Annotated in this window: 23 protein-coding genes; 14 read left to right on the forward strand and 9 right to left on the reverse strand. The window is 46.7% G+C overall.

The window, feature by feature from the left end:
• Positions 1 to 114: 114 nt before the first annotated feature.
• The 10 genes from F5971_RS17555 to F5971_RS17600 all read left to right on the forward strand — a co-directional run bounded on the left by F5971_RS17555 (position 115) and on the right by F5971_RS17600 (position 5,000).
• Positions 115 to 408: a type II toxin-antitoxin system RelE/ParE family toxin gene (locus tag F5971_RS17555; RefSeq protein ID WP_193496449.1), complete on the forward strand. Its 294-nt coding sequence runs from the start codon at positions 115 to 117 to the stop codon at positions 406 to 408.
• 9 nt (positions 409 to 417) lie between these two features.
• Positions 418 to 735 (forward strand): HigA family addiction module antitoxin, encoded by a 318-nt coding sequence (locus F5971_RS17560; RefSeq protein WP_193496390.1) that lies wholly within the window; start codon positions 418 to 420, stop codon positions 733 to 735.
• Between the two features lie 192 nt (positions 736 to 927).
• A complete protein-coding gene (locus tag F5971_RS17565; RefSeq protein WP_193496392.1) occupies positions 928 to 1,176 on the forward strand; it encodes a hypothetical protein in 249 nt (82 codons plus the stop codon).
• Between the two features lie 107 nt (positions 1,177 to 1,283).
• On the forward strand, positions 1,284 to 1,607 hold the full coding sequence (locus F5971_RS18855; RefSeq protein WP_425489370.1) for a DUF4258 domain-containing protein: 324 nt from the start codon (positions 1,284 to 1,286) through the stop codon (positions 1,605 to 1,607).
• A gap of 10 nt (positions 1,608 to 1,617) precedes the next feature.
• Positions 1,618 to 2,055: a helix-turn-helix domain-containing protein gene (locus tag F5971_RS17575; protein ID WP_193496394.1), complete on the forward strand. Its 438-nt coding sequence runs from the start codon at positions 1,618 to 1,620 to the stop codon at positions 2,053 to 2,055.
• 106 nt (positions 2,056 to 2,161) lie between these two features.
• Positions 2,162 to 2,347 (forward strand): Txe/YoeB family addiction module toxin, encoded by a 186-nt coding sequence (locus tag F5971_RS17580; RefSeq protein ID WP_281348389.1) that lies wholly within the window; start codon positions 2,162 to 2,164, stop codon positions 2,345 to 2,347.
• Positions 2,348 to 2,763: 416 nt separating this feature from the next.
• On the forward strand, positions 2,764 to 3,117 hold the full coding sequence (locus F5971_RS17585; protein ID WP_193496397.1) for a DOPA 4,5-dioxygenase family protein: 354 nt from the start codon (positions 2,764 to 2,766) through the stop codon (positions 3,115 to 3,117).
• A 29-nt stretch (positions 3,118 to 3,146) separates the two neighbouring features.
• Positions 3,147 to 3,959 (forward strand): DUF6597 domain-containing transcriptional factor, encoded by an 813-nt coding sequence (locus F5971_RS17590; RefSeq protein ID WP_193496399.1) that lies wholly within the window; start codon positions 3,147 to 3,149, stop codon positions 3,957 to 3,959.
• 156 nt (positions 3,960 to 4,115) lie between these two features.
• Positions 4,116 to 4,451, forward strand: a complete 336-nt coding sequence (locus tag F5971_RS17595) for a VOC family protein (protein WP_223116359.1) — start codon at positions 4,116 to 4,118, stop codon at positions 4,449 to 4,451.
• A 69-nt stretch (positions 4,452 to 4,520) separates the two neighbouring features.
• Positions 4,521 to 5,000 (forward strand): YqhA family protein, encoded by a 480-nt coding sequence (locus tag F5971_RS17600; protein ID WP_036512462.1) that lies wholly within the window; start codon positions 4,521 to 4,523, stop codon positions 4,998 to 5,000.
• A 67-nt stretch (positions 5,001 to 5,067) separates the two neighbouring features.
• Here F5971_RS17600 and F5971_RS17605 read toward each other — a convergent pair whose 3' ends face one another.
• Positions 5,068 to 5,445 carry a type 2 periplasmic-binding domain-containing protein gene (locus F5971_RS17605; protein WP_193496402.1) on the reverse strand — a complete coding sequence of 126 codons (378 nt, stop codon included), beginning with the start codon at positions 5,443 to 5,445 and terminating at the stop codon, positions 5,068 to 5,070.
• A gap of 61 nt (positions 5,446 to 5,506) precedes the next feature.
• Between F5971_RS17605 and F5971_RS17610 the strand changes: the two genes are divergently transcribed.
• The 4 genes from F5971_RS17610 (at position 5,507) to F5971_RS17625 (ending at position 8,996) form a co-directional block, all read left to right on the forward strand.
• The gene (locus tag F5971_RS17610; RefSeq protein WP_036512467.1) at positions 5,507 to 5,902 is read left to right on the forward strand and encodes a GFA family protein; all 396 of its coding nucleotides are present in this window, start codon (positions 5,507 to 5,509) and stop codon (positions 5,900 to 5,902) included.
• Between the two features lie 165 nt (positions 5,903 to 6,067).
• The gene (locus F5971_RS17615; RefSeq protein ID WP_193496404.1) at positions 6,068 to 7,444 is read left to right on the forward strand and encodes a substrate-binding periplasmic protein; all 1,377 of its coding nucleotides are present in this window, start codon (positions 6,068 to 6,070) and stop codon (positions 7,442 to 7,444) included.
• Positions 7,441 to 8,736: a GGDEF domain-containing protein gene (locus F5971_RS17620; protein ID WP_051514519.1), complete on the forward strand. Its 1,296-nt coding sequence runs from the start codon at positions 7,441 to 7,443 to the stop codon at positions 8,734 to 8,736. Before F5971_RS17615 ends, F5971_RS17620 begins: the two co-directional genes overlap by 4 nt.
• Before the next feature lie 8 nt (positions 8,737 to 8,744).
• Positions 8,745 to 8,996: a DUF3137 domain-containing protein gene (locus F5971_RS17625; RefSeq protein WP_193496406.1), complete on the forward strand. Its 252-nt coding sequence runs from the start codon at positions 8,745 to 8,747 to the stop codon at positions 8,994 to 8,996.
• Positions 8,997 to 9,019: 23 nt separating this feature from the next.
• Here F5971_RS17625 and F5971_RS17630 read toward each other — a convergent pair whose 3' ends face one another.
• From F5971_RS17630 to F5971_RS17665, 8 genes are read right to left on the reverse strand one after another with little or no spacing between them, the layout of a single operon-like run.
• The gene (locus F5971_RS17630) at positions 9,020 to 10,720 is read right to left on the reverse strand and encodes a complex I subunit 5 family protein (RefSeq protein WP_193496409.1); all 1,701 of its coding nucleotides are present in this window, start codon (positions 10,718 to 10,720) and stop codon (positions 9,020 to 9,022) included.
• Entirely contained in the window at positions 10,717 to 12,213 is a 1,497-nt protein-coding gene (locus tag F5971_RS17635; protein ID WP_193496411.1) for a complex I subunit 5 family protein, read from the reverse strand. Before F5971_RS17635 ends, F5971_RS17630 begins: the two co-directional genes overlap by 4 nt.
• Positions 12,210 to 13,658, reverse strand: coding sequence for a complex I subunit 5 family protein (locus tag F5971_RS17640; RefSeq protein ID WP_223116360.1), 1,449 nt, complete (start codon positions 13,656 to 13,658; stop codon positions 12,210 to 12,212). The genes F5971_RS17635 and F5971_RS17640 overlap by 4 nt, the downstream gene beginning before the upstream one ends.
• Entirely contained in the window at positions 13,658 to 13,966 is a 309-nt protein-coding gene (locus tag F5971_RS17645) for an NADH-quinone oxidoreductase subunit K (protein ID WP_193496413.1), read from the reverse strand. Before F5971_RS17645 ends, F5971_RS17640 begins: the two co-directional genes overlap by 1 nt.
• On the reverse strand, positions 13,963 to 14,907 hold the full coding sequence (locus tag F5971_RS17650; RefSeq protein ID WP_193496415.1) for an MnhB domain-containing protein: 945 nt from the start codon (positions 14,905 to 14,907) through the stop codon (positions 13,963 to 13,965). Before F5971_RS17650 ends, F5971_RS17645 begins: the two co-directional genes overlap by 4 nt.
• Positions 14,900 to 15,235, reverse strand: a complete 336-nt coding sequence (locus F5971_RS17655; protein ID WP_193496417.1) for a cation:proton antiporter — start codon at positions 15,233 to 15,235, stop codon at positions 14,900 to 14,902. Before F5971_RS17655 ends, F5971_RS17650 begins: the two co-directional genes overlap by 8 nt.
• A gap of 1 nt (position 15,236) precedes the next feature.
• On the reverse strand, positions 15,237 to 15,512 hold the full coding sequence (locus F5971_RS17660; protein ID WP_036512488.1) for an MrpF/PhaF family protein: 276 nt from the start codon (positions 15,510 to 15,512) through the stop codon (positions 15,237 to 15,239).
• A gap of 10 nt (positions 15,513 to 15,522) precedes the next feature.
• On the reverse strand, positions 15,523 to 16,026 hold the full coding sequence (locus F5971_RS17665) for a Na+/H+ antiporter subunit E (RefSeq protein WP_051514523.1): 504 nt from the start codon (positions 16,024 to 16,026) through the stop codon (positions 15,523 to 15,525).
• Positions 16,027 to 16,028 lie beyond the last annotated feature (2 nt).

The following is a 16,028-nucleotide window of genomic DNA, read 5'->3' on the forward strand; positions in this document are numbered from 1 at the left end:
TGGCACAATGCTTTAGGTTTGGGTGTAGGCGTTGTTCACCCCTTAATTGGGCGTTAAGCCTGTTCGCTCACAATCTAAATTGACGTAGCATGGATGCCGTGCTACCGTTCTATCATGATTATTCATTTCAAAGATAAGGGCACCGAAGATATCTTCAATGGAGTGGCTTCCAAGGCAGCCCGAAAGTTATGTCCACAGTCTTTGTGGCGAATTGCTGTAAGAAAGCTCGAATTATTGGACTCTGTTATCCATCGTGATGAGCTGAAAGTTCCTCCCTGTAACAGGTTGGAAGCTTTGTCTGGCGATAGAAAAGGGCAGCACAGCATTCGAGTGAACGATCAATACAGGATCTGCTTTAAGTGGACTGAAGCTGGCCCCGATGAAGTAGAGTTAACTGATTACCACTAGAGGTAAAATATGATCCGTATTCCCACAAATAGACAGCCGATCCATCCAGGTGAAATGCTGTTAGAAGAGTTTTTGCATCCTATGCAGATTACGCAGCGCGAGCTGGCGGATGCTATCCATGTTCCTTACCAAAGGGTGAATGAGCTAGTTAATCAGAAGCGTGGTATCACGCCCAGTACTGCACTTCGTTTGGGCTTGTTCTTTGGGGTTTCAGCTGACTTCTGGCTTAACCTGCAAATCAGATGGGATCTTTACAAGACACAACAAGCAGAGCAGGACGATTTAGCCGAGATTCAAGATGTTACTCATTGGCGGCAGATGGCTTAACAAACGCAAGCACACGGAGCAATTTTTCGCTTCGCTGCAAATTGTCCGGTGTTTCGAGCGCTAAATATGTAGGGATAGATTGTGCTAAAGAAATTTTCACTATATTCGGGAATGATTATCCCAGCTTGGCTTTTTCTTGGGGTATTAATTGCAGGGGCAATGAATTCAGGTTATAGCCATATTAATTAAGCAATGAGTGAGCTGGGAGCAGAGGGTTCAGCAACTCATATTATTTCGCCACTAATCAATAATTTTCCTCTAGGTATTCTTTTTATTGCATTTGGTTTGTGCCTGATTTCAGAGCTTAAAAATTCAAAACTCGCAATGTTTTCTGGTGCTAACGCCACGGAATCCCCACCGATCACAAAAAGCAAATTCCCTAGATTAAGTGCTGAGCGGCGTTCAACAGGCGGTTATAGCTGCGGCTGCGCCGCCGTATAACCGCTTATTTGTTAGGGCTATTCATCAAATCTTGCGTTTAATCTTTTTCTCGCTCATAATTCTACCTATCAAATTGACAGGTAGTCCGTATATCAGATAATAAACTTGTGGGAATAGATGAGTTCCCGCTGACCTCAGCGTCAGCAAAGAAACTCATCAACGAACTGGCAAGTAATCATACAGCGAGAGTTTACATTTGTTCTCATGCGAGAGAACGCATGGAGCAACGTGGTGTGACTCGAATGCAAGTATTTCAAGTGCTTAGCAATAAGCACAGTAGAATAACGGAAGCTCCTCATCAAACACCTAGAGGTGACTGGAAATGTAACCTTCAAGGTATGGCTGCTGGTGAAATCGTAGAAGTTGTTGTTTTCCTAAAGAGACACGCAGACGATCCATCTGTATTTGTTGTTACGGTTATAGTTAAGTAAAGGGGCTAATATGTATCACTATAAAGAATGTGGTCTACCGTATGTTTATTTAACAAATGGCTTCACTATCGACAAAGTAGAGGATGAAGAATTTGTTAGTATCGACAACCTTTATGAGTTGCACGCTCTTATCGGTAGAAACATAGTATCTCAAGTAAGACCTATTTCTCATCAAGAGTTCAAGTTTATTCGCATAGAGCTCAATATGTCGCAAAAGGCGCTGGGTAACTTGTTAGGTGTAGACACTCAAACAGTTGCTCGCTGGGAAAAGGGGCAGTCAGTAATTCCAAGGACAGCCGATGTGACTCTTCGTGCATTGTATGCAGAGCTCAATGACGACGATAGCCAAATTGGTCTTTTGCTAAATATGCTTTCAGACTCTGAAATTGAATCAACAATGGCAGAGTTACATTTAGAAGAGCAAGACAACAAGTGGCGTGTAGCATAACCCTAACACCTATGGGCCCAAACCTTGTCAATAGGCATTAGTTTTTTATTGGCCACGTTAGCGGCCAATATCAAGTCCCTGAGCCAGTGATCCTACTTCATCTGTCATCGTTGGCTGTGAATGGCTTACAGCAAACATACCCAAGGGCACTTCTGAAGGTATTGGTAAGCCAGAGCCGTTAAAAGAAAACTTAGCTGGTTTTTGGTCCCGGCGTATAGATGATACGAATAGATTGGTGTATGCAGTTGATGATAATGCGATTACGATTATTTCTTGTCGTTATCACTATTAGGTTAGGCCCTTAAACAGCGCAGCTAGTTACTGTACCGGAAAACGCTTGGCATTTTTGGTTTGTGTCTAGTTCAGTGTTTACGGTGTTCAAATTGCGTGTTGTGGTAGCGTGGTTTACACCTTAATTGGGCGTTACAGGCTGTAAAAAACCTCACCATCTATACCTTGATAAGACTTTCAGGAAACGGAGGTTCTGGGATGGCAAAACTCAAGCATTATGACTACAACCAGCATATACTCGTTTTCGGCACACAAACGGGAATTGGCGGGTGGTGTTGACGACATAGGCTTTGAGATCTGCGCCGTGACGAACGAGGTTGTTCGTAGCGACGAAGAAGTCCCGCTAACGTGTCGAGATTAAGTTTTTCTACAGGCTCGTTAAGCTTTCATACAATTTAATTCTAAGGCGAAGTTAAAGTGAGTAATCCCAAAAGACCAGTCAATATACACAAAGGGTATCATGCTCATGTCTATTTTGATCAAGAAACATTGGATTTTGCCTCTAAGCTTTGTAAAGAAGCAGGTGAGAGGTTTGGGATGAAGGTTGGGCGCGTTCATCAGAAGTTAGTTGGGCCTCATACTCAGTGGAGTTGTCAGATTACGTTTAGCCATAAGTCCTTTGATGAATTCATTCCTTGGTTGGATCAGAATAGAGGGACTTTAACTGTGTTGGTTCACGCTTTAACCGGTGATGACCTGGCAGATCATACGAAATATGCCTATTGGCTAGGCGACAGTGTCGAAATAAATTTAGATGGACTAAAAGCTTAACTGTTGGGCATCTTAAAAATGGAGGTTTTATGGATTACAATAGGTTTTCACCGAGCAAGGATTTAGCCTCTATTGTTAATTTTTACTGGACACTCGAGGTAGCGACTCAAGAGAGCTCAGAAAAGCAAAGAATTGTACCCGATGGTTGTATCGAATTAGCTTTCATATTAGGCGATGACATTAGACGATATACTTCTGAACATGAGTATATAATTCAGCCACGTGCAATGGTGCTGGGACAAACAGTATCCCCCTTCTATATTCAACCGACGGGTTATGTTAATACGTTTTCAGCAAGTTTCTTCCCTCATGGTTTTTCAAAATTCATTTCTATGCCTTTTAAAAATCTAAGAAATAAAGAAACATCAATTTACGAATTGTTTGATAATGCTGAAGTAGAGGGGCTGGAAAGAAATATTATTAAGGCAGTAAATACAGCTGAGAGAATTGAAATACTAGAAGCGTTTCTGTTATCAATACTTAGTCGTCAGCAAACTATTGAAAGTGTTATCAAAGAAACCGTTGATATTCTTTTTTCAAATAATGGAAATATATCCATTAATGAAATTATAAATTCAGATCCCAGCCAGCGACGAAAATTAGAAAGACAGTTCTTGGATATAGTCGGCGTTAGCCCAAAGCAGTTAGGTAAACTTATTCGGTTGCAAGTTGCTTTGCGAAAACTAATCAATCAAGAGGAGAGTCTAACCAATATAGCGCACGAAAGTCATTATTACGATCAATCACATTTTATAAAAGACTTTAAAGAGTTTACGGGCGTAAAGCCGAGTGATTTTCTGAATGAAAAAAGTACGGTGCTTTCTTCACTGTTCTACAAGTAACCCCCTTTGTCGCTTTTTTACAATTTGTGATGCTGTCCTTTACCTATATTGGAATCCTGGTTGATAAAGTATGTTGGATTGAGAACAGCTCTTCCAATGATTGTGTTGTTGACTCAATGTACGCGTTGTCACACGTAAAGCAATAAGGAGAATACTATGCATAGTTTTGCATCGATTTTTGAGATACCCGCAACAGATTTAAATCGTGCCGTAAAATTCTACAGTAGCATTTTTAATTTAACCATTGAAAGAGTTGATCTTCCAGAGATGAATATGGGTCTGTTCCCCTATGAGGGGCAATCTACGGTGGGGGTGATTGTTCAAGGTGAAGGTTATGTGCCCTCCAGTTCTGGTCTAACACTGTATTTAAATGCAGGTGAAGATCTACAAGTCGTCCTATCCAAAGTAGAGGACAGTGGCGGAAAAATACTTGTATCCAAAACACCCCATGCAGATGAAAGTGGTTTCTTCGCATTGCTTTCTAGATACTGAAGGGAATAGACTTGGCTTGCATTCACCCAAATAAGTATATTGGGTACTGTTAGGCTGTCTGGAGGAATCATGATCGAGAGGGTTTTTAGAAGCAGTCGGTTTCTTGTGCTGGTCGCCGTCTTTATTAGTGCAGTATCGTGCTTTCTCCTGTATGCCTCTTCATTAAATATTATCTTCAATATTGTATTGGATTCTGTGCAAAACCTTCCGGCATCGTCGGATTCGGGCAAGAATCTCGCAGTTAGGCTTCTCAAATTATTGGATCTCTTGCTGATTGCAATTACCTTTCAGATTATCTCAGTGAGCCTGTACCGTTTGTTCATTCGTCCTATCTCGATTGGGGACAGTAAGTTCTTGGAAATTCTAGATATTAAAAGTTTTCATGACCTCAAGGTCACGTTAGCTCGGGTCGCCGTTGTGATCCTGATTATTCTGTTTCTTGAACAGGCGGTGGAGGTTGGTGGCACGATCGAGACGTTATACTTTGGTGCGGCGATCGGTATTGTGATTCTGGCGTCGGTGTTTGCTTGGAAGAATATGGGACACTGATTACCCATTGCTTTGCAGCGAGGGTGAATCAATCGTTATTGAGGTAGTCGCACTTCTAAGCTTGATATTACAGGTGCTCACCGATTTTAAGGATGGTTTCCCTTAGCCAACGGTGAGCTTGATCAGCATTCATTCTCGGGTGCCAAAACATTGAAATGGCAATATCTGGAGCGGTGAAGGGCAATACAAAGCTATGCATATCCTTGCGAAAGCTCTGCGTGTGTTTGGCTGGAACGGTTGCAATTAAATCCGTAGAGCGGGCCAGCACGACAGCACCAGTATAGCTTCCGACCCATGTTGGAATTTTGAGAGGAAAGTCGCTGCGGTCAAGCATTTTTATAGGGCTTAAACAGGGAGCAGAGTAGTGTACTTCAGGCAGCGGGTATATCATTGTTTGCCAGAGGAGGCTATCGAGAAGATAGCAATGCAGGTGCTGCTGTGTCATGTGAAAGATCATTGATGCTCGGGTTTTTTATAGAGTTGTTAACTTAACTGTAGGAGTCAACATGCATAAGGGGAGCTGTTTGTGTGGGGCCGTTTCATTCCGTTTACGGACTGAGCCTAAAGCGGTATCCAACTGCCATTGTAGAATGTGCCAAAAACAACATGGTGCTGCATTTGCTACCTATGCAAGCCTTCCAAAAGCTGATTTGGAGTATGTGTCGGGTCAAGAACAGCTCACGTCTTATTACTCATCAGAGGGGGTTGTTCGAAAATTCTGTAGTATCTGTGGCTCGAACATTGAGTGGAGTGGCAGCAAAAAGTTTCCAGATTGGGTTTCGATAGCGGTGGCATCACTCGATACCCGCTTTGATCCCAAAAGTGTCAAGGATATTCATTTGGAGTCTAGGGCCTGCTGGTTACAAAAAAACGAAGGCCAAGTGGGTAGTGATTACACCTAATTTAAACAGAATCAATCCAATACAAGTTGCAGTACGGCTTGTATATCGTTGCTCTATTCTGTATTTTCTAAACAAAACCTACAAAAGACTCTAGTTAACATACAAATATAATAGAGTCAAAACGTTGTTAATCGTTAGGTATATTAATACAGGTATGGATGACCTATGCGTAACTGGTTGCTTTTACTCCTTCTGATCCTCGCTTTGCCAACACACGTGCAGGCTGGTCTAGATAAGCTCAGATTCATAACAGAAGAGTATCCGCCCTATAACTATGTACAAAATGGTAAGTTGCAGGGCATCGCTTTAGAGCTTCTTGAGCGTGCATTCGCATTTGAGGGTCGACAGCTGGATCGAGGTAGTGTCGAGATTTTGCCTTGGGCGCGCGGTTATGAAACCGTACTCAATACCCCAAACAGTGTTCTGTTTTCGACGACGCGCACAAGTGCACGTGAAGAATTATTTCATTGGGTGGGCCCGATCTCGGCTGATCGAGTAGTGCTGATGGCACGTAAATCGAGTGCCATTCAGATTGACAGTATAGATGCACTCAATCAATCTAATCTGAGGATCGCCGTTATCCATGAGGACATAGGCGCCCAGCGATTACGAGAGTTAGGGGTGGATCCGTCGCGTATCATCACGGCGCTCAATAATACAACGGCATTGGCGATGTTGGAGGCCAATCGTGTTGATATGTGGGCGTACAGTGAAGATGTGGCGTATTGGCTGATGGACACCCACGGGTATGATCGGAACGCGTTTGAGGACGTGTACATCCTCAATGAAGCCTATCTTTATTTTGCCCTCAATCCCAAGACAGATCCTGAACTGACAGCCAAGTTGCAAACGGCTGTGAATAAAGCGAGCGCTGAGGTGCCATCGCTTAAATTTGTGACAGAAGAGTACCCTCCCTACAATTACCTTAATGAAAAAGGTGAAATATGGGGAACGGCAACTCAGTTGCTGAAACGTCTTATCGAGCATAGCGGGCTTGAAGCGGAGTTTCAGTTATTGCCGTGGGCTCGTGCCATTACTGAAGCCGAGATGCGTGAAAACACCTGTGTGTATTCAGCCACTCGCACGCATGAACGAGAACCTCTGTTTAAATGGATTGGCCCTTTGGTGAGCAATCAGTGGGCAGCTTTTTCTTTGGCCTCTTCATCTATTGAAGCTAGCGGTCTGGATGACTTGTCTGGATTGCGTTTAGGTAGTTTCCGTGAAGATGCAGTTGGACGTTATGTACAGGATCAAGGCCACAATTTGATTCTGGCAACCGCAGATCACGAGAACCTTGATCGTTTGAATGCGGATTTAATTGATGTTTGGATCACGGGTGTTGCGGCCGCGAATTACTTAGCTGATCGACACAGCGTTTCGTTAAAAAAACTGTTTGTGTTTAATGAGGTTCCGCTCTATCTAGCGTGCAACAGGTCCCTTTCATCTGATCTACACCAAAAAATGCAAACCACTCTAGATATACTTTTGCAACAGGAGGGTGAGGCGCTAAGCTTAAATCAGTACAACGAGATGAAGGAATGAAACGCACGAATAAGGTTTCCCGACGCCGCAGTTTAACCAGTAAGCAGGCTCTGGCTACTCTGCTGGCTGGACTGATGCTTAGTTTTATTACGGGCTCAATCGAGCTCATCATTGATCTTCGCAACATGCGAGCTGAGGTGCAGAGCCAAACTCAACAAATGCTTAAACTGGTGGGTGCCAGTGCAGCAGAGGCCGCTTTTCAGCTTAATCCAGAGCTGGCCGAGCAGGTGGTGTCGGGTCTTTATTCGGGCGAAACGGTCGCTAAAGTGGAGTTGCGAGACGATTTTGGTCGAGTCATGTATAGCCTTGGGGATGTAGAAGAGACCAACAATCTTTTATACCAATACTTGTTCGGTGATATTTTGCATTACCAAAAACCGCTGGAATATCTGGCGCATGTGAATGACACAGGACGAATGGTCGGAGAGCTTGAGCTGATATTGGCACAGCAAGTATTGGGGCAGGCCTTTTCTCAACGCAGCCTACTCATCTTCTCATTAAGTTTGTTAAAGACACTTGGGATCGTCTTGCTCATGGTCTGGGTGTTTGCGTTTTTGATAACGGGTCCACTGTTACGTGTTTATAATGCACTGCAAACCGTCAATCCTGAAGAGCCTGGAAAATGGCACCGTCCACACCTTAAATACAATAAAGGGGATGAACTGGATCATTTGGTTAAAGGGCTTGATCAACTATTGAGGGCCTTTCAAGACGGCTTGGATCAACGTGATCTCTTGCACACGCTGTCGAGTATTGATGGGTTAACTGGTTTAGCCAATCGACGTCACTTTGATACGCGACTCGGTCAGCTATGGCAAGAGGCCCGAGAGCAGCAACAACCCATAGCCCTGATTTTTATGGATATCGACTACTTTAAGCCCTTTAATGACAATTACGGCCATGCAGCTGGAGATGAGTGTTTGCAGAAAGTAGCCATTGCAATGCTGTCGACAGTCACTAGACCTGATGATCTGGTTGCCCGTTATGGCGGAGAGGAGTTTGTGTGTATCTTACCTGGGACTGATTTGCAGGGAGCCTGTAAGCTGGCTTGCCGGATACAGGAAAGTATTTCCAAACTGAATTTGCCTCATGCCTACTCAAATTGCAGTGATCGAATCACACTGAGTATTGGGGTGGCTTCAGAAACTCCAGAGCTTGATGAAACCGGGCCTGATCGGTTGCTACGCTTAGCGGATGAGCGTCTTTATCTAGCCAAAGCGGCAGGGCGCAACCAGATTGTTCGGCAACACCCCAATCGCGATCTGCCGACGGTGCCACGCTCTAGGGTGTAGCGCGAAGCTTGACTCCTGCCGTTATGCAGCGTTTACAGCAACTCGCTAACGTCTTTAACTGTATCGATTTTCAAGCCAGCCTGTATCAGGATAAATTGTTGGTTTTACTGAATACGTCTCAGGATTTCTTACCCCCACCGCCCATTGCGGTCCCATTAAGCGATGGCGCAGCCGGATACGAGTTTGTGGTAGAGGTATCTGCCATGTACGCGTTAATCGAAGCACTCTTGGCACAATTTGCACACACGTCACAACCCTAAGGTTTGAATGCCTTGCGTTGATATCAGCGTAAGGCGTAAAGCGACACAATTAAGACCAGCGTTAACAGCCCAAAAAAAGCAGATAAGTAGCTTTGTATGGTTTTTTCGGCTTGGTTAAGTGTTATTAACGTCGGCAGTGAAAAACTGGGTTTCGTTGCTTGTTCTTCAACACCAACAGCCTTGTGTGGTGTAAGTCGATCCAGTTGCGTTGTGCAGACCTCTTTTAGTTTAATTAACGGGTAAATGATGTCTCCAGCGGGTATTTGAAAACGCGGATAGGCCCCCAAAAAATACACAGCAATCAGTGTGAGCCCAGGCACTAGAAGCAGGCTGGGATAGGCTGACCATTGAGACAATCCCGACGGTAGATCCAGCTCAGGGATGAGCACGCTTGGCCCCAGACCGCAGATGATCACTAAGCCTGCCCATCCCAGGTTCATGCTAAGTGGCAACGCAGAAGGCGTCGGGCTTTTGTTTTTCCACATCAGACTCAGAAAACGAAACATGAGTAAGGTGGTAGCCATAGCACTTAACGTAATACTGGGCAGCAACCAACTAGGCAGACTGTCTTGCTCTAAAACACCTTTGAGGGCGAGTTTCGCTTGAATACCGCTGCCAAACACACCGATCAGCGACAAGGCTGGCACTAAAACACCGAGTACAATGATAAAGAAGGATACGCCGCGGTAGTGATCTTTAAGGCCAACGGATAAAAATAAAGCGCCTTTAGCAATGGCATGATGAAAGGCAAAGACGAGCAGTGTGGGCAGCAAAAAATGCCACATCTCTGGAAGGATGAGTGCCGCACCCAAGGCGCAGGTCATCAAGCCCATTTGACTGATGCTTGAATAGGCAAGAACGGCTTTGGGCAGAGTTTGTAAGAACCCTATACCCCCGGCAACGAAGGCAGCCAACAGCCCGACGAATATCATAATCAGTCCCATTGTAGGCAAGGCGACCAGGCCGAATGGCAAGATGGAGAGCCACGCAAACAACCCTGCTTTGATCATCGCGCCACTTAAAACCGCACTGGCTGGCGTGGGGGCAACCGGATGGGCTAAGGGCAACCACATATGTAAAAAAGGCAACCCCGCTTTAACACCAAAGCCCAGCAGTAGACAGGTTAAGGGAAGCCATAGATTTTCGGCCTGAGGTAAATGGGTTTTGAGTTCCGCAAAAATAAGTGTGGAATGGGCAGAGGCCGCACTGGTTAAAAATAATCCAGCCAGAATGAGCATTTCACCGACAACGGCCATCACTAGGTAGATGCGTCCAGCAAATAAGGCATTGTCTTGCCGGGTATGAATGACCAGGCCATAAGCGGAGAAGGTCATCAATGCAAAAAACGTATAAAAGCTGACAATATCTTGGCTGATGAGCAAGCCGAGGTTTCCTGTGAGGGTCATGAGCCAGAGCAGCCAAAAGCGGTTCGCATGTTGATCACGTTTTAAGTAGCCAAGACCAAAACAGGCTGAAAAGATCCACAATAAGGCGGTAAAGCGCAGGAACACGTTATGGGTGACATCGGTTCCCCACAGACTGCCCAAAAACAATGACGAGAGTTCTATGCTTTGACTGGGCATAAAGCTTAGCAAGAGTGCAGGCAGTGGCGCTAACATGGCCAAGAAGGGGATCATGGCTCGGCCAGCAGGATGTAAAAATGCCAATAGCAATATCAAAGGCAGACAAGGGGTGAATAGCAGCCAGAACTGAAAAAACGTCATGGTTGGTACTCCCGAATGACAATGAGTCGCGCCCAGCTCAGTGGGCTGAGATCTGAGCCTGCAAACAAACCGGCCGCTACACTTAATGCGGCGGTAATTAAGGCTGGAATGAGCAGTAAGGGAATGGTATCACGCCATTGCGTAAAGGACTCATGGGGCCATTGCCCCTGCTGGGGCAAAAACCAGATACGATAGAGCACAGGTAAAAAATACGCAGCATTTAAGAGGCTGCTGCCAATCAGCACCCAAATGACCCAATCCATTCCTGCCGCTAGGGCACCTGTGCCGAGATACCATTTGCTGATAAAACCCGCGACGGGGGGGATGCCGATCATGCCCAGTGCCCCAAGCGTAAACGCTGCGCTGGTCATGGGCATGCGTTTTCCTGTGCCATTGAGTTCGTGTATTTTGTGAATCCCCAAGGTTTCGGCATAGTTGCCGGCACAAAAAAACAGGGTCACTTTCATCAGACCTTGGTGTAAAAGGTGAACCAGTCCTCCAATGGTGCCAAGGGGCCCGATCAGTGTGACCCCCAAGATAATGTAGGAGACTTGGCTGACGGTTGAGAAAGCCAAGCGTTTTTTGATGTCGGTTTGCTGCAAGGCTCGCCATGAGCCATATAAAATCGTAAAGCTGGCTATCAGACTTAAAGGTAAAAGATAGCCTTGTTGCCACGCCAATTCGATGCCAAAAACATCGTAGACAACCCGAATAATGCCAAAAGCCCCTGCTTTGACCACCGCAACCGCATGTAGCAGCGCGCTGACTGGAGCGGGTGCAACCATGGCGGTGGGTAACCAACCGTGGAAAGGAAACAAGGCGGCTTTCACGGCCATGCCGCCAATCAGCAGAAGAAAAATAATGGCGCTGGCGATGGGAGACGTGTGGGTGAATTCAGCCATTTGTGCAGTCTGACCAAACGCCAAATCACCGGCAAAAGCATAAAATAAGGCAACCCCCACGAGCAACACGACCCCGCCACTGAGTGTGTAGGCAAGGTAGGTTCGCCCCGCTTTCAGGGACTGGGGGGTGCCGCGATGGACGACAAGGGGGTAGGTTGACAGAGTCAGGAGTTCATAAAAAATAAGAAAAGTGAATAGATTACCCGCAAGCGAAATCCCCATCGTGCTGGCGACACACAGACTAAAATAGCCGAAAAACCGACTGCGGTTGGGGGCGTTTTCCAGATACCCAATCGCGTAGAGGGTGGTGCACAACCACAGAATAGAGGATAGCCCCGCGAACAGCATCGCCAGTGCATCGGCTCTGAGCACTAAGGAGAGCCCTGGAAGGACCTCTAAGGACACCTCAGGTGTCTCCTGTTGTGCTACAAGGCGAATGAGCAGGATGATGAGCCCTATTTTGATGATCGCCGCACCAATATTAATGGTCGAGCGCAGCCGGTGCCGCTCTTCTGGTAACAAAAAAATGACAATCGCAGCTAAAAAAGATGTCATTAGGACCCAGAGTGGTAACAAACTCATAATGTTCATTGTGTCACCACTGAGTGTGATGGCAGCAAATCCAGCACAAGCATCGATGCAAACCCGAGCAAAATACTTAACACCGATAAACTCAGTGCCGACCATTCAAGAAGGGGAGAGGGTTGTTTAAACCGGTCGCCGCCTTCAACCTCTTGGTAGGTATATGAAAAAACACGAAAAATGTAGGCGGCTGAGAGAAGGCTGCCGAGTAGGATCACAAGAACCCACTGCCATTGGGACTGTAGCATCGCACTTTGAATGATGAGCCATTTGCCATTGAAACCACCGCTCGGTGGCAGCCCCATGATACTGACGCCTGCTAAACCAAATGCAAAGATATTCAAGGGACGGTAGCGACTTAACCCAGCGAGGGAGTGAAGATCCTTTTGCCCAGTGCAGAAGAGTAAATTACCTGCAGCCAGAAACATCCCTGCTTTTGCCAGCGCATGGGCAAGTAACATTAATATCCCCCCTTGAAAGGCCAAGTGGCTGGCATGAGGATTAGTGTCGGAGAGCAATGGAAAAATCAGCATGAAATAGCCAATCTGTGCCAGAGTTGAGTAAGCGACCACTAACTTAAGATGGGTTTGATGCAATGCCATCCATCCTCCCCACAATATGGCCGCGCTGCCTAAAATACCCATCAACAGACCAGCACTTGTGGGGGCAGAATCCAAGGAGAGTTCTGTCCACAAGCGTAAAACGATGTAAAAAGAGGCTTTGATGACTAAGGCGGACAGTAAGGCGCTGACGGGCGTTAATGCCCCGCCATGGGCAGGCGGAAGCCAGCTGTGCATCGGAAATACGGCAGTTTTCATCAGTAAACCGATAAACATGAAGCCCAAGGCCACAGAGGAGGAAAGCGTCAGTGAAAAGTGCTGGCTTAACTCCACTAACGACAAGGTTCCGTAAGTGGCGTAGAGCAGTGCAACCCCCAGCAGGTAACCGATTGAACCCAAGAGTGCCGCAAATAAATAGCGGAGGGCTGCGGCCAAGGAAAGAGCGTCTCGACTGAGTGCAACCAGGCCAACGGCTGCTAAACTTAAAAGTTCTAAGCCCACGTATAAATTAAAGAGGTCTGAACTGAGCCATATGCTGTTCAGCGCCACCCAGAGAAACCAGAAAAATGGCCAGAATAATTTCAGCTGTGCTGGACGCAGATACACATAGGCATAAAGTGCACAGATGCTGGCAACAATGGCACTCATTAATGAAAAGATGAGGGCAAGGCCATCGATTCTGAGTTCAATACCCAATGGCGCTGGCCAGTTACCCATGGCTTCGTTAAACATGCCTTGGCTGTAAAATTGAAGGAGCAACAGGGCGTTATTTAGCAGCAAGGCTAGAATGAGGGCAAATGACATCAGGGTACGCCAGCGCTGCGACAGTGCCAGCGACACCAAGGCGCCTAACAGAGGAAACACGACGAGTCCAGCCATAGGAAAGTGGACCATTATGAAGGCCCCTGATCTTCAGGAAGTGTGGCGTGCTGGGTCAACGCTGCCCAGCGTCGAATTAAGACCAGTGCTAAAGCGGTTGCGGCAACGGCCACGACAATTCCGGTGAGCACTAAGGCTTGCGGAATGTAATCCGCTTCTCCACGGCCACTTTGGGACAGTCCAACGAGAATCAAAAATGTGCCACTGCCCAGTAAATTAAAGGCGATCAGGCGTCGTAACAAATGCGTGTGCAATATGAAGCCGAACACACCAATACCGCACAAACCGACGCCTCCATATGCGAATATCAAATAACTGCTCATGGCGAATCCTTCTTTTGAAGCGGTGAGCTTTGAGACAGAAGAAACATACTAAATAAAATCCATCCAATTGAAAGCGTTAGGCCAAGTTCGATCAATAAAATGAAGATGCCAGCCTGTGAGTCTGGGTAGGTTAAGAAGGGTTGGCCATACAATAGCGGCATGCTGCCCACCAGCACAAAGAGGGCCAGACCAAAGATCCAGCCCCCTTTAAGATAGATGTCATTCTGAGCGAGTTGAGTTTTAAGACCGACCAAATAAAACAAGACGAATGCTGCGGCTAATACGGCACCGGCTTGGAAGGCACCACCAGGTTGTGCTGCACCGGCCCAGAGTAAGTACATACTGACCAAAAAGATCATGGGGAAAAACAGTTTTAAGCAGGCATGAAGCAAGGGGTTCGGCAAATATTCGTTAACGACGGGGTGCTCATCGGACTGCCGCAGAGTAACGGCCACTAACGCAGCTAGCACTAACACAGCCACTTCCAGCAATGTGTCGTAACTGCGGAAGTTGAGCAGTATGGCTGTAATTGGGTGGGTGACCCCTGAGTTTGTGAGATTCTCGCTGACCTGCAGATCAAGCGCAACGGCCGGGGCCAAGGGTTCGCTGATGGCCAATGCGAGCAGAAGTATGACGCCTGCCCCAGAAATAAGCGCAAGCCAAAAACGTGGTTGTTTCAACTGTCGCAATTGCGGCGGGGTGTTCGAGGTCGCGCGCAAATGTGCGAGAGCATCCAATAGCAAAATGCCCGTAATGCCAGCTCCAATCGCGGCTTCGGCTAAGGCAATGTCGGGTGCATCTAAGCGTATCCACACCAGTGCGAGAATCAGCCCCAATAAAATAAAGAACATGACCGCGCGAAACAGGCTTTGGGTAAATAAACTGAGGCTTGCTAAGCCAAGAAGGATGCAAACGAGCGTCAAGTCGATCAGTTCATTCATCTTCTGACTCCAAGTGACGTTCAGTTTCACCGGGTTGGCACAAGGGAATGCACTGTTCATCCGCTTCCCATGCGACCAAATGGCCACTCAGGGCGCTTGCAATCATGACCAGTCCCCAAATCAAAAGCAGTTTTAGGGCCAGCGCGACTGATTCGACATTCAGAATCAGTGCCAACACAATGAGACCTAACCCAAGGTTATCGGCCTTGGTCAAAGCATGAATGCGTGTGTAGGTATCAGGAAAACGAATCAGTCCCAGTGAGCCGATGCAAAACATGAGGGCGCCCGCAATCAACAAAAAACTCTGCAGTATTGCCAGTAAGCTCATACTAGGAGTCCTTTTTTTCTTGACTGAATCCCCAAACACGTCCGACGAACGCAATGGCGACGAGCATGGCGAGTAAGGCCAGAACTAAGGCTGTGTCGCGTGCTGCGGGTTGGTTTTGCAACTCAGCAAAAATCAGTAACACGGCAACGCCAGTAGAGCCCGTGAGTTGAGCGGCCATGATGCGATCTGCCATTCTGGGCCCACGCCAAATCCGAAACACACCCATCAATAATGAGATGAGCAAAATTACCAGTGTTACGGAGTACAGACTGTTCATTTTGTAACCCTTAATGAGGCGGTTGTGTTAATGAAAAGGCACGCGCTATATGGTTTTCTAAACGAAGAAGCTCGGGCTGAATTTTATCTGGCGTATCTAAACAGTGAATTTTCAAGCCTTTTTGAGTCGTTCTGACGCTGAGAGTTCCTGGCAAGAGACTCATGGTGATCATAAACAGCCATAAGGGCAATCCGGTGAGCTGGGTTGTAAAGTCGGTCATGCAAGAGCATACCGGAAGCCGTCGATCCAATGTGCGTCGAGCGATATCGATACCTGCAATCAGGGATGCATAGAGAAAGTAACCAGCAAACCTGAGCAGTCCAAGAGGGTGTATTCGATAAGGCGAGGGTGGATAGACTCGCAGGCTGACTAGGCTGCAAATCAACACGCTTGGAAGGCCAATCATCCAACTTGAGGCGTCTCCTTCACTGATGATCCACCAGAATAGGCCGCCGACCAAACTGCGCACAATAAACGAGGAGGGGGTAAACCCTCTTGCTAAGTGGTTCATCATCG

Origin of the sequence: Nitrincola alkalisediminis, from assembly GCF_009821115.1 — a bacterium.
Classification (GTDB): Bacteria; Pseudomonadota; Gammaproteobacteria; order Pseudomonadales; family Balneatricaceae; genus Nitrincola; species Nitrincola alkalisediminis.

What these genes read in the sequence shown, in the direction of transcription:
- F5971_RS17555 (WP_193496449.1), top strand. Translation starts at nt 115, where the DNA reads ATGATTATTCATTTCAAAGATAAGGGCACCGAAGATATCTTCAATGGA.
- F5971_RS17560 (WP_193496390.1), top strand. Translation starts at nt 418, where the DNA reads ATGATCCGTATTCCCACAAATAGACAGCCGATCCATCCAGGTGAAATG.
- F5971_RS17565 (WP_193496392.1), top strand. Translation starts at nt 928, where the DNA reads ATGAGTGAGCTGGGAGCAGAGGGTTCAGCAACTCATATTATTTCGCCA.
- F5971_RS17575 (WP_193496394.1), top strand. Translation starts at nt 1,618, where the DNA reads ATGTATCACTATAAAGAATGTGGTCTACCGTATGTTTATTTAACAAAT.
- F5971_RS17590 (WP_193496399.1), top strand. Translation starts at nt 3,147, where the DNA reads ATGGATTACAATAGGTTTTCACCGAGCAAGGATTTAGCCTCTATTGTT.
- F5971_RS17595 (WP_223116359.1), top strand. Translation starts at nt 4,116, where the DNA reads ATGCATAGTTTTGCATCGATTTTTGAGATACCCGCAACAGATTTAAAT.
- F5971_RS17600 (WP_036512462.1), top strand. Translation starts at nt 4,521, where the DNA reads ATGATCGAGAGGGTTTTTAGAAGCAGTCGGTTTCTTGTGCTGGTCGCC.
- F5971_RS17605 (WP_193496402.1), bottom strand. Translation starts at nt 5,445, where the DNA reads ATGACACAGCAGCACCTGCATTGCTATCTTCTCGATAGCCTCCTCTGG.
- F5971_RS17610 (WP_036512467.1), top strand. Translation starts at nt 5,507, where the DNA reads ATGCATAAGGGGAGCTGTTTGTGTGGGGCCGTTTCATTCCGTTTACGG.
- F5971_RS17615 (WP_193496404.1), top strand. Translation starts at nt 6,068, where the DNA reads ATGCGTAACTGGTTGCTTTTACTCCTTCTGATCCTCGCTTTGCCAACA.
- F5971_RS17620 (WP_051514519.1), top strand. Translation starts at nt 7,441, where the DNA reads ATGAAACGCACGAATAAGGTTTCCCGACGCCGCAGTTTAACCAGTAAG.
- F5971_RS17630 (WP_193496409.1), bottom strand. Translation starts at nt 10,720, where the DNA reads ATGACGTTTTTTCAGTTCTGGCTGCTATTCACCCCTTGTCTGCCTTTG.
- F5971_RS17635 (WP_193496411.1), bottom strand. Translation starts at nt 12,213, where the DNA reads ATGAACATTATGAGTTTGTTACCACTCTGGGTCCTAATGACATCTTTT.
- F5971_RS17640 (WP_223116360.1), bottom strand. Translation starts at nt 13,658, where the DNA reads ATGGTCCACTTTCCTATGGCTGGACTCGTCGTGTTTCCTCTGTTAGGC.
- F5971_RS17645 (WP_193496413.1), bottom strand. Translation starts at nt 13,966, where the DNA reads ATGAGCAGTTATTTGATATTCGCATATGGAGGCGTCGGTTTGTGCGGT.
- F5971_RS17650 (WP_193496415.1), bottom strand. Translation starts at nt 14,907, where the DNA reads ATGAATGAACTGATCGACTTGACGCTCGTTTGCATCCTTCTTGGCTTA.
- F5971_RS17655 (WP_193496417.1), bottom strand. Translation starts at nt 15,235, where the DNA reads ATGAGCTTACTGGCAATACTGCAGAGTTTTTTGTTGATTGCGGGCGCC.
- F5971_RS17660 (WP_036512488.1), bottom strand. Translation starts at nt 15,512, where the DNA reads ATGAACAGTCTGTACTCCGTAACACTGGTAATTTTGCTCATCTCATTA.
- F5971_RS17665 (WP_051514523.1), bottom strand. Translation starts at nt 16,026, where the DNA reads ATGATGAACCACTTAGCAAGAGGGTTTACCCCCTCCTCGTTTATTGTG.